The sequence below is a fragment of the Winogradskyella sp. genome (assembly GCF_025210595.1).
GTDB lineage: Bacteria > Bacteroidota > Bacteroidia > Flavobacteriales > Flavobacteriaceae > Winogradskyella.
This window is the reverse complement of record NZ_JAOARH010000020.1, coordinates 1-12,205: the sequence shown is the minus strand read 5'-3', so window position 1 is coordinate 12,205 and position 12,205 is coordinate 1. Positions and strand designations below refer to the sequence as shown.

The window sequence follows — 12,205 nt, the reverse complement described above, 5'->3', positions numbered from 1 at the left end:
AAATGAAAATAGGAAATAAAAATATAGGAAAAGATTATCCATCTTTTATTATCGCAGAATTATCAGCAAATCATAATGGAAATTTGGATGTTGCCATAGAAACAATAAAAGCAGCAAAAAGATGTGGAGCAGATGCAATAAAGCTTCAAACGTATACTCCCGACACTATGACAATAGATGTAGATAACAAGTATTTTCAAATTAATGAAGGTACTTTATGGGATGGTAAAACTTTACATGAATTATATGGTGAAGCATATACTCCTTGGGAATGGCACGATCAGTTATTTGAAGCAGCAGAGAAAGAAGGTTTAATTTGTTTCTCATCACCATTTGATTTAACAGCTGTAGATTTTCTTGAGAAATATGATATGCCTGCTTATAAAATAGCTTCTTTTGAGATACAAGATATTCCATTAATTGAATATGCAGCTTCAAAGGGGAAGCCAATAATAATGTCTACAGGTATTGCTACGGAAGAAGATATTCAATTGGCGGTAGAAACATGTAGAAAAGTAGGGAATAATGATATTATATTGTTAAAATGCACATCAAGTTATCCAGCCCCATTAGAGTTGGCTAATCTTAATACAATACCAGACCTAAAAACACGTTTTGATGTAGAAGTTGGATTTAGTGATCATACTTATGGTAGTTTGGCTCCAACTATAGCTGTTACTCTTGGTGCAAAAGTTATAGAGAAACATTTTATATTAGATAAAAATATTGGCGGTCCTGATGCTGATTTTTCTCTTGATGTTAATGAATTTAAAGAAATGGTAGATCAAGTAAGAGATGCTGAAAAGTTATTAGGAAAAGTGTCTTACGAAGTTTCTGAAAAAGTAAAAAAGAACAGAAAATTTGCAAGATCATTATTTGTGGTTAAAGATGTTAAAGCCGGAGAAATTATTACTTCCGAGAATGTGAGATCAATACGTCCTGGTTATGGGTTGCACCCTAAGTATTATAATCAAATACTTGGAAAATCATTTTCTAATAATATAGTTAAGGGGACTCCTTTAAATTTGCAATTTATCGAAAATTTCGATGTAGAATTTTAATGTTTTTCAGTATTAATTTATGTTGAAAAGAGCAAAAAAACTTTTTATAAGCAATAAAGACTTATTTAGGTTCATGGCTTTAAGCTATCTAGATAAAGCTATTGTTTTTTTGCTTCCTCTATTGGTTTTTCAACTTTTTAAAGATCAAAAAATATACATATCAATTGAATATATATATTCAATAACAACAGTCGTTATTCCTTTAATAGATTTAGGGTTGTCGGGATATTTCTTTTATGCGTATAGAAATAGTGATGATAAGGAATTCACTGTAAATATTTTTGTTAAATCTTTTCAACGGCTATATATAATAGTTTGTTTTATCGGTTTAGGTTTAATTGCTTTAAATTATTTTAGTTTTGAGTTTGAGTCATTTATAGTTTTTATAGTTTCTAGATTACTGTTTGTTTTAGCTACTGTTTTTTTTGCATCTTATTATCGACTTACCAATAGGCCAGAAAAGGCTGTATATATTACACTTGCTTCAAATATTATATCATTGTCATTTCTTTTTGGATATTTCTTTTTAAGTTTAGAGTTTTCATTATGGCTAATATTTATTGGTCAGATTTTATTTTCTATTATCTATTTTTTTAAATGTATTATAGATGTTTTATTAAAAAATAATACAAAATCTTATCAAGAGCAGATAAAGAAAATATTTTTAAAAGCATTATTATTTTCTTGGCCATCAATAATGCAAGTTTTTATTATGATGTTTATTACAAATTTTGGTAAAATAAATGTTTTAACCAAAATGTCTTTGGATGATGGCGTCTTGCTATCTTTAGTTCAACGTTTTTCTATGGTCATTTTTTTAACACATTCATCTATATGGGCTTTTGTTTTAAAAGATCTTTATGTGGAAAAAAATGTATTGATTATAAGACGGAATTTATTGTATAAATACTTAGCGTTTTTAACACTTGCTTTAAGTTTTGTAATTTTTGTAACAGAAATATATCTTGCAAATAATTATAATGATTTATTTAGAGTATCTTATATTTCTATTTTAATAATAGGCCAAACATTTTTAGCGTGTGTATATGCTTATTTAGAAGTGCATTATGGTAGAGAAAATAAAAATATTATTAAGTTATATTTAGCATTGTTTAGCGCTTTTGTATTTCTTTTTATTTTAATCGTTTTAGACATGAATTTTTTAGAAAAAATATCAATAGCGATGTTTGTTAGTACTTTTTTGTCTTTATTGGTAAGTATCTTTATTCTTTATAAGAGAAATTATAAAATAGCATAACGTAAGTATTATATACCCAACATGGAATGGATATGAAGAGTGTATGTTTTATCGCAAACTATTACAAAACAGATGTTTTTGTTGAAATTGCTAAAAACTTAAAAAAGCATAATATAATTAGCTATTGGATAATTCCAAATAGAAAACAATATGAAAGTTTAAAGACAAAATTTTCAAAAAATCAATTATTATATATTGGGAAAAAAGAAGTGCTAGCGTCAAGTATTGATGAATTAAGTATTGATTTAAAAATTAACGAGCTTATTTTTGGGGATAGAGTCTTAAGAGAAGAACCTAAGTCATGGACGTTTAAGTATTTGTTAAAACTTCAGAGTTTAGTGCATCATTTTATTAAAACTAATAATATAAAATTTGTTTTTGGAGAAGTAACATGGGCTCACGAATTAATTATACATAGATTAACTAAAGCAGTAAATGAGCTTGATTGTCAGTTTTTAAACCCTCACACAATTAGAATGCCAAATGGGAGGTTTACATTTTTTACTGATGAATTTCAATCAAATATTAAAGAAGTTTTTAATTCACCATCTATTGAAAATTCTCAGATTAAACTTGAAAAACCTTCATATCTTGAAATAAATGATAAATTAATAGCAAAGAAAGGTACATTTAAACACAATTTAACTCTATTAAAAAACTTTGTTTTAAGAACGAATCAAGATGTTAACGACCCAACATTATATACAAAACCACTTACTCAATTTAAAATTAGAATTGTAGAAGTTTATAATCGATTTTTATTTAAAAGATTTGTTGACGAAACATTAATTAAAGACTTACCTGAAAATAAAAAAGCAGTTCTTTTTACGTTACATAAGCAACCAGAAGCTTCAATTGATGTTATTGGCCGATACTATGAGAGTCAATTAGAATTGATTACAAATATTTGGAGAATATTACCTCAGAATTATATTCTTTTAGTTAAAGAGCACTCTAATGCTATTGGAGATAGAGGGGTGAGTTTTTATAAATCAGTAAAAAGCTTACGTAACACCTATCTAATTGATAATAAGTCAGATTCGCATAAATTGTTAGATGAGGTTGAAGCTGTTTTTACAGTTTCAGGGACTATAGCTTATGAAGCTGCATTAAAAGAAAAAAAAGCTTTTACTTTTGCCCCTGTTTTCTTTAATAAAATGCAAGGGTGTATAGAGATAACCTGGAAAGACTTTAAGAATAATTCATTGACGACTTTAATAGAAAACAATAGTAGTGGTATAGCTGTTAATGAGTTTTCTAATTGGTTATTAAAAAATTCGTTCGAAGGCATCATGTCTGATGCGTATGGTGACCCACGATGTATGCAAGTAGAAAATATTAAAGCTTTAAGTAGTGCATTTTTAACAGTTATTAAATAAATATTTTGAAACATTTAAAAGTTGATTATTATCTCTTTATAATTCTTTTACTTATAATAGTCGTATTTAAAGCTCCTGAATATGCGTTTATACTCATTTTACCTGTTTTAAGTATTTCGTATTATAGAATTATTATTAAAAGAGACATTACTACGGTCTTAATATTGATGCTTTCTGCACGACTTATAATGGGACCATTTATTATTAATAATAATGTCTCTTTTAATATTCTTAATTTAGTGTGTAATTATATACCAATATTAATAATATTATTCTATAATTTTAGTGAAACTAAAACTGTAAATGTTGAGAAAATAAAGTCTTTAAAATGGACAATTTTATTTTTATTGTTCATGATGTTATTTAGTTTTTTGCATATTTCTTTTGCAATAACTGAATTTGCAAAAGAAATACTTCCATTGTTATTTTTTCTACTAGTAATATTCTCTAATGGTGAAAATAAAATAAATTACACTTATCTGCTAAAGTTTTTTAGATACACATTTATAGCTAGTATCTTAATTTATTTGTCACCATATTTTTACGATCAAATGCGCCATTTGTTCTCAGGCGCTATTATTTTTAAAGAGCCATCTTACACAATAGCATTAAGAATTAATCGGTCTATTCCAAGAAATACAGGTTTTGTTTTTGATTTCAGAATTATGGGTCAATTAGCCTGTTTGTATTTAATAATCTTATATTATTTAGGTAAGACTAAAAGTTATAGAGATGTAATATTGCTTAGTGTAGTGGCTGTTTTAACATTTTCTAGAGGGCCATTGACAATCTTGGTGTTGTTGCTGATGGCTGTTTATTTGCCAAAAAAAATCAGAATAACAAAGAAGCTATTGTTAATTGTAGGCGTATTATTTATTTTGTTAGTTAGTAGTATTATTTATATTATTAATGATAATAATCTTCAAAAATACGTTGCAACTTTTAATCCATTTACAGAGAAAAACGTGTTTTCACAGCGATCAGCATTTACAAATTATTCATTAAATAAGTTTTATGAAAACCCATTAGGAAATGGTATTGGTGCGCTGTCTTCAACTAATGCAAATAACAAAATTTACGCAGGTATTACAAATTTACACAAAGAAATACCAGATAAAGTCTTTTATTTTAAGGTTACAGATGCCTATTTACTAATGTCTTTAGCTGAAAAGGGGGTTATAGGTTTTGTACTAATGCTGCTTTCATTTTCAGAGTTGTTTTTTCATAATAAAAATAGATTATCACTCTTTTTCTTAATCGCGTTTTATCTTAATATAATAGGAACAGATATCCCAAAACAAGGGTTTTATTATTTTGTGTTAATAATGGTATATTATGGGCTTAGTACTAATAATATAAAACCTAAAACGTTATGAATTTATTAATTGATGCACATGTGTTTGATGATAAATTTCAAGGTACAAGAACATATTTAAAAGGGCTTTATTCTCAACTTTTTCTTGTTTCCAGAAAGATTCATTTTTTTATGGCTGCAAGAGATATAAATAATTTAAAAAATGAATTTGGAGAACACGAAAATGTAACATATATACCTTTAAAAAGCCAAAACAAATTTTATCGTTTGTTAATAGAATTACCCCAAATCATAAAAAAGAATAAAATTGACTATGCACATTATCAATACATATGCCCACCATTTAAAAACTGTAAAGTAATAATAACAACTCATGATATTCTTTTTGAACAAAAAGAATACAAGCTTTTTTTTCCATTAAAATATAGAATTATTAACGGTATTTTATTTAAATGGTCTGCTAAAAGGGCGGATGTTTTATTAACGGTTTCTAATTATTCTAAGAAAAAGATTTCCGAAATATATAAGATTCCTGAAGAAAAAATTAAAATAACACCTAACGCTGTAAATTTGATTTATGAAGAAGAAAGCTCTAAAGATTTGTTGGTTAAAAATAGATTAGGAAAATATTTATTATACGTTTCAAGAGTAGAACCAAGAAAGAATCATTTAAACTTATTAAAGGCATTTGTTGAATTAAAACTAGCCTCAAAAGGATATAAGATTATTTTTATTGGCAAAAAAGATATATCATTTTCTAAGTTGGAAGAGTATGTCGATAAAATTCATCCGAAAGAAAAAGAATCTATATTATGGTTAGAAAATGTTTCAAATGATATGTTGAAAATGTATTATAGAAATTGTGAACTTTTTGTATTTCCTTCTTTTGCAGAAGGTTTTGGAATTCCCCCTTTAGAAGCAATGACTTATAATAAAAAAATACTGTGTTCAAAAAACACGGCAATGGAAGATTTTAAATTACCAAACACAATAACATTTGACCCTGAAGATGTGAATGAACTAAAGCAAAAAATTGAAATCCAGTTGAGAAGTTCATTTAGTTTAAAAGAAGATTATAAGAAAATCCTTTCTAGATATAATTGGAAAATAATATCAAAAGAATATTATCATCTTTTGATAGAACATAGCAAAAACATCAAAAATTGAGAAAACACTTTTATATATTAATATTTCTTGCTATGACTGGTCTTATATTAAGTTATAGCTATTATAACTATTTCTTTTTTAATACTCATGTTAACGCTATTGAAGTCACTTTTAATAAGGATGTTACTAAGAAAGGACTCCCTATTATGTATATATCGGAATCGAAACAATCTAAGTTAGATTATTCAAAGGTTTTTCGATTTAATAGGCTTAGAGACAGTGTTTATATTGTAAGTTTTGAAGATCCGATAATATTAAGAAAATTCAGATTGTATTTTGAATACCCCAATGAGCAAGTTACAATATCTAATTTCACAATTATAACTGATAAACAAAAACACATATTAGCAGTAGAAAAGCTAAACAAATCAGAGCACTTAAAGCAAATAATAAAAAGGGATAAATTAAAATTAGAGATTCATAAATCCAATGCTTATATAGAAGCTTCAAAGTCAATGTTGTATACTTCAGATTTTAAAGCTATTTACTTACTTCTAATACCCTTGGTAATAATTGCTTTTATTTTAGCTAAAATAAAATTTTGGGTATCTTTTAAAATACGAGACTTACATGAGTTGTCAATAGTTTTTTTGTTGACGAGTATATTTTTACCACCACCAATTTATAATATTGCTTTAATATTAGCAGTTATTCTTAGTGTAAAAAACTTTAAGGTTAGCATATTATTAGCAAATAAAAATAACATACTAGTAGTTGTGTTTTTTTTTATTTATTTATTTAACAACTTATTTGTTTCACAAGAAGGTTATGCAAGTATGAGGACAATTGAAAGGTTTTTGCCGTTTTTAATATTACCTATAGCCTTGCATAGAGTATCCAATAGAAAATTGTTGAATTTTTTACCATCATCTGCTATTGTAATTGGTTTTGGTTTTCTTATAACATCAATTTATGATGTATATGTGTATAAAAATATTGAATTTTTATCTTTTGAAAATTATACCAAGTATTTGCATCCAGTATACTTTTCATACCTATTGTTTTTTTCAATTTGCTATATTGATGCATATATGAAAGGTTGGTTAAAATATATTATAGAATTTATTCTTTTTGTTTTTTTAATATTTAGCGGGTCTAAAATGGTGTTTGTATTTTCATTGTTAGTAGTTTTAATAGGGCTTTTAAAGAACAAAAAAACAATCTTTGTTGCTATTCCGCTAATACTAATTACTCTGCTGTTCTCTCCTCTAAAGCGTAGGTTTAAAGACATTTTAAATAAAGAAGATTTAACGATTCTGAAGGAGGAGCACATAGAAAATGAAAACGATCCTAGGATTAACGGTTTAACGTTGCGGTTAATTTTATGGAAAGAAGCACTAGCGACCATGAGTGGAATAGATTATATTATTGGTAAAGGGGTAACTAAACAAACGGATATGCTTTTAGAAAAAAGAATATTTAATTTAGGATTGCTAGAGCATAAAAGCTTTAATCCTCATAATCAGTATGTCGATACGTTTTGGAGAACAGGAATTATTGGGCTAATTTTGCTGATTTTAATTCCTGCTTATAGTTTTATAATAGGGCTTAAAAATAAAAATAAATTATTAGTTCAGTTTTCATTATTTATGTTTGCTGTAATGTGGTCAGAATCTGTTTTTGGTAGAGTAAACGGGATCTATTTTTTTACCACAGTGCTTTTAATACTTATGAATTCAAATACAATCAATGAAAATAGCCATATTAGGGACTAGGGGAGTGCCAAATAATCATGGAGGCTTTGAGCAGTTTGCAGAATATTTTTCGGTGTATTTAGCTTCAAAAGACCATGATGTTTATGTATATAACTCCCACGATCATCCTTATCAGAGTAAAAAATATAATGGAGTACATATAATTCATTGTTATGACCCTGAATATAAAATAGGAACTACTGGTCAGTTTATTTACGACTATAATTGCATTAAAGACTCCAGAAAAAGAAATTTCGATGTCATATTGCAATTGGGCTATACTTCAAATTCTATTTGGTATAAGTTGTTGCCTAAAAAGTCTATTATTATCACTAATATGGATGGTATGGAATGGAAGCGTTCTAAATATTCTAAAACGGTAAGAAGGTTTTTAAAAGTGGCGGAACGCTTAGCGGTAAAAAGTAGTGATTATTTAATTGCAGACTCTATTGGTGTTCAGGATTATTTAACAAAAACGTATAAAAAACCTTCAGAATTTATTGCCTATGGGGCTTCAGTATTTAATGCACCCAATGATGCTGTTTTGTCGGAGTACAAGGTGGTGAAAAATCAATATTGTATAATTATTGCAAGGTTAGAGCCAGAAAACAATATCGAAACCATTGTACGTGGCTACATAAAGTCAAAAATAACATTTCCTTTAATTATTTTTGGAGGATTAAACGAGTATGGCAAAAGATTAAAAAAAACCTATTCTAATGATTCTAGAATACGGTTTGTTGGTGCTAATTATAATCAGGATCAATTAAACAATTTAAGATATTTTTCAAGGTATTATTTTCATGGCCATTCAGTAGGCGGTACTAATCCTTCGTTGTTAGAAGCAATGGCATCAAACACATTGATTATTGCAAACGATAATGTTTTTAATAAAAATATTTTAGAAAAAGATGCGTTGTACTTCAATGATTCTAAAGATATAGAAGAGCTATTAAATGAGGATAGTTTATTTAATTTAAAAGATGATTTTTCTAATGCAAATATTAACAAGGTTCGTAACTTTTATAATTGGGATTTAATAAATTTTAAATACGAACAATTTATAGTTCAGAGGATAAGAACCAATAAAAAGAAAAAATGAGATTAAATCTTAAGAGTGTAAATTATAGCCACCCTTTGGCGCTTTTTTTATTCTTAATATTAAGTTTTTTTACCGATTTTATTGACAAGGTTTGTATCTTTTATAAGATAGATTTTATTAAGTTAAATAGATTATTAAAAATTGTTTTTTTGATTTATTCTATAGGTTTTTGTATTACATACTATAAATTCATTTTTAAAAAGATAAAATTTGTAATGATTTCATTATTAATTCTATCGATTGTGTTTTTTTTAAAAGGAGAAAATTATAATCTCTATAAAGTGGAGTTTCTAAGATATATTATTTTATTTATTTCATTCCCTCTTTTGTTTTATGTAGTATCGTACAGTAAAATCAGTATTACTACGTTGTTTTATAGTTTTTTAAAGTATATTATTATTCTAAATGCGGCACTTATATTATTGGGAATATTATTTGATATACAAATTTTTAAGACATATAATGCGAACAGGTTTGGCTTTAATGGAATCCTTTTAAGTCAAGGCTTTACTCCTTTTGTTTATTTGTGTGCAAGCATAATGTTTTGGCATCTAAAAGATAAATTAATGCTTTTAATTATAGCCTTAATTGCGTTAGTTTCTGGTATAAAAGGGGTTTATATGGCTGAGTTTATGGCTATGACATTAATTGTATTTTGCGACAAAACACTAGATAGAACCTTTAAAGTTAAGTCAATATTTGTGCTGTTCTTTGTTTTTATATTGGTGACTTTGGTTACTCTAAGTATGTCCCCTTTTAAGGAATTGATAAAATCTGGAGAGCTTCTTACAGCAATTTTTTCATATAGAACAGATAATCTCGTTTTGCTAATTTCAGAATTGACTAAAGAGAATTTTAATGTTTTGATTGGCGCAACGAGATTGCTTAAAATAAGACTAGAGCTTCAGTTAGTTGATATTGTTTTGTTTTTTGGGGTTATTGGTTTAATGGTTTACACGTATTTTGTTTTCAATCTATATAAAATTATAAGAAAAAATTATTTGGCAATTATCTTGCTTGTAACTGCACTCACTACATCTTTTTTTACAGGAAATTTATTTTATTTGCCCTTAGCTTCGTTGCTGCTTATTTTAACATTATTTTGTCTAAACGAAAAGGTGTTAGGTGCTGATAAGCAAATAGAAAAGAGTAACTCTTTGTAAATACCAAATCTGGTTAACCGTAAAATCTATTTTTCTTAATTTACGGATAATAAGGTCATTATAAAGTGTTATTTGACAACTGAATGAAGATTTTCACATTTTTTTTTAAAAAACCAAATTTCAACGAGAAATCATACTATATTTGATAAAAACCAATAAATGAGTAAGGTGTTAATTTATTAATATAAATAAGCGTCTCTCGATCATGTGATTAGCTTTTTTTGTCTTGCTGAATTATTGTGGTTTTTATTTAAAAAATTACAAAGTTTAAGAAAATTAAACATTTTAGAGCGCTAGGTTTTAAAAAGTGTTTTGTGTTTAAGAGCAAAAACTAGTTAGAAATTGAGTCTATTTAAACAAGGCAGATATTCAGGCTATTTAAGGCCAATTTCATACTTAATAGATTTAAGTATTATTAATGGTTTAGGTGTATTATACCTTTTACAGGATAAAGACCCTGTCATTTTTACTTCGTTTATATCTATAGGTTGGATACTTTTATCTATTTATTCTAAATTTTATGAGGTTTATAGATATACGAGACCTGTCAATATTTTTTCATTAATTTTAAAGCAGTCTATTTTATTTTTACTTTTTGTATTTGCTTTTGCGGGTTTATACCATGAATTTAAAATTTACCCTCGGCCAATAGTAAAATACACGTTATTTTGTTTTGTGTTAATTACAATTCTAAAATTTGCAATTTATTATTTACTTCAAAGATATAGGGTTTCGTTAGGAGGAAATTATAGGTCTACAGTTATTTTGGGATTAAATAAAAAAACGATAGCTTTAGAAAATTTCTTCAATAAAAGCCCAGAATATGGTTATTCTCATAAAAAAACTTATGATTTTAAGAATAAAAAACAAGCATTAGAAGAGTGTTTTGAATATGTTATCGGTGAAGGTGTTGATGAGATCTATTGTTCCATTTCAGAATTAACAAACTCTCAAATTGCTGATATTGTAGATTTTGCAGATAATAATCTTAAAATCTTAAAATTTATACCAGATAGTAAGGAGATTTATTCAAAAAAACTCCGTTATGAATATTACGATTATATACCAATCTTAACATTGAGGACTATTCCGTTAGAAGATTCTGCGAATACAATTATAAAGCGCACTTTTGATATATTGTTTTCAAGTTTTGTAATTTTATTTGTTTTATCATGGATAACTCCTATAATAGCAATATTTATTAAGCTTGAGTCTAAAGGACCTGTTTTCTTTAAACAATCTAGAAATGGGTTTAATTACAAAGAATTTGATTGTTTTAAGTTTCGCTCAATGACACCAAATAAAAATGCTCATTTGCATCAGGTGACAAGAGGTGATCAACGTGTAACTAAAGTAGGGAAGTTTTTAAGAAAAACAAGTTTAGATGAGCTTCCTCAATTTTTCAATGTGCTTTTTGGAGATATGAGTGTTGTAGGTCCAAGACCTCATATGGTAAGCCATACAAACATGTATGCAAAAAAAATAGATAAGTTTATGGTGAGGCACTTTGTAAAACCAGGAATTACTGGTTTAGCTCAAGTCAGTGGTTTTAGAGGCGAAGTAGAAACAGATAAAGATATTATTGGTAGAGTAAAATACGATATTTTCTATATTGAAAACTGGTCTTTATTGCTAGATATAAAAATTATAATTCAAACCTTTATACGCTCTGTAAAAGGCGACGACAAAGCTTATTAAAGCTTTTTATTAAGACTATTTAGTTGGTTTTTAAAGTCAAAATTTTCATACGCAACTCTTTGAATTGCTTGTTTTCTTTCCTGTTTTACTTCAGTTTTATCAATAGAATTTATAATCGAATTTAAATTACTGTAATTACCTGCTTCCGCAATCCAGCCTAATTTATAATCTTTAATAATTATTTCGCCTTCTCCTCCACCAAAGTATAACATAGGCATGCCTAATTTAGCATACTCAAAGATTTTAGAGGGCACAGAGCCGTAAATTCTATTTAATAAAGGGATAATAGCAACATCATACTTTAGCAATTCTTTATGTAAAACATTTCTATCAACTCTACCATAAAAGAATACAGGTAATGTTGTATT

Annotated in this window: 9 protein-coding genes and 1 pseudogene; 9 read left to right on the top strand and 1 reads right to left on the bottom strand. The window is 27.1% G+C overall.

Translation table 11 applies throughout. The features are described 5' to 3' along the window. Window positions 1-2: 2 nt before the first annotated feature. The 9 genes from pseI to N4A42_RS01560 all read left to right on the top strand — a co-directional run bounded on the left by pseI (window position 3) and on the right by N4A42_RS01560 (window position 11,837). A complete protein-coding gene (gene pseI, locus N4A42_RS01600; RefSeq protein ID WP_294068922.1) occupies window positions 3-1,061 on the top strand; it encodes a pseudaminic acid synthase in 1,059 nt (352 codons plus the stop codon). Between the two features lie 73 nt (window positions 1,062-1,134). Then, window positions 1,135-2,319 (top strand): hypothetical protein, encoded by a 1,185-nt coding sequence (locus N4A42_RS01595; protein ID WP_294068920.1) that lies wholly within the window; start codon window positions 1,135-1,137, stop codon window positions 2,317-2,319. Between the two features lie 32 nt (window positions 2,320-2,351). Continuing rightward, on the top strand, window positions 2,352-3,698 hold the full coding sequence (locus N4A42_RS01590) for a hypothetical protein (RefSeq protein ID WP_294068918.1): 1,347 nt from the start codon (window positions 2,352-2,354) through the stop codon (window positions 3,696-3,698). A gap of 5 nt (window positions 3,699-3,703) precedes the next feature. Then, on the top strand, window positions 3,704-5,074 hold the full coding sequence (locus N4A42_RS01585) for an O-antigen ligase family protein (protein ID WP_294068916.1): 1,371 nt from the start codon (window positions 3,704-3,706) through the stop codon (window positions 5,072-5,074). Continuing rightward, window positions 5,071-6,180, top strand: coding sequence for a glycosyltransferase family 1 protein (locus N4A42_RS01580; protein ID WP_294068903.1), 1,110 nt, complete (start codon window positions 5,071-5,073; stop codon window positions 6,178-6,180). The genes N4A42_RS01585 and N4A42_RS01580 overlap by 4 nt, the downstream gene beginning before the upstream one ends. A 32-nt stretch (window positions 6,181-6,212) precedes the next feature. Then, window positions 6,213-7,895 (top strand): O-antigen ligase family protein, encoded by a 1,683-nt coding sequence (locus N4A42_RS01575; RefSeq protein WP_294068900.1) that lies wholly within the window; start codon window positions 6,213-6,215, stop codon window positions 7,893-7,895. Further along, entirely contained in the window at window positions 7,870-8,976 is a 1,107-nt protein-coding gene (locus tag N4A42_RS01570) for a DUF1972 domain-containing protein (protein ID WP_294068897.1), read from the top strand. Before N4A42_RS01575 ends, N4A42_RS01570 begins: the two co-directional genes overlap by 26 nt. A 566-nt stretch (window positions 8,977-9,542) precedes the next feature. Beyond that, complete coding sequence (locus N4A42_RS01565) at window positions 9,543-10,139, top strand: hypothetical protein (RefSeq protein WP_294068894.1); 597 nt, start codon at window positions 9,543-9,545, stop codon at window positions 10,137-10,139. Window positions 10,140-10,481: 342 nt separating this feature from the next. Beyond that, window positions 10,482-11,837 carry an undecaprenyl-phosphate glucose phosphotransferase gene (locus tag N4A42_RS01560; RefSeq protein WP_294068891.1) on the top strand — a complete coding sequence of 452 codons (1,356 nt, stop codon included), beginning with the start codon at window positions 10,482-10,484 and terminating at the stop codon, window positions 11,835-11,837. Here the strand turns inward: N4A42_RS01560 and N4A42_RS01555 are convergent. After that, a pseudogene (locus N4A42_RS01555) lies at window positions 11,834-12,205 on the bottom strand (glycosyltransferase WbuB); the annotation flags it as partial. The gene N4A42_RS01560 and the pseudogene N4A42_RS01555 sit on opposite strands and share 4 nt — an antisense overlap.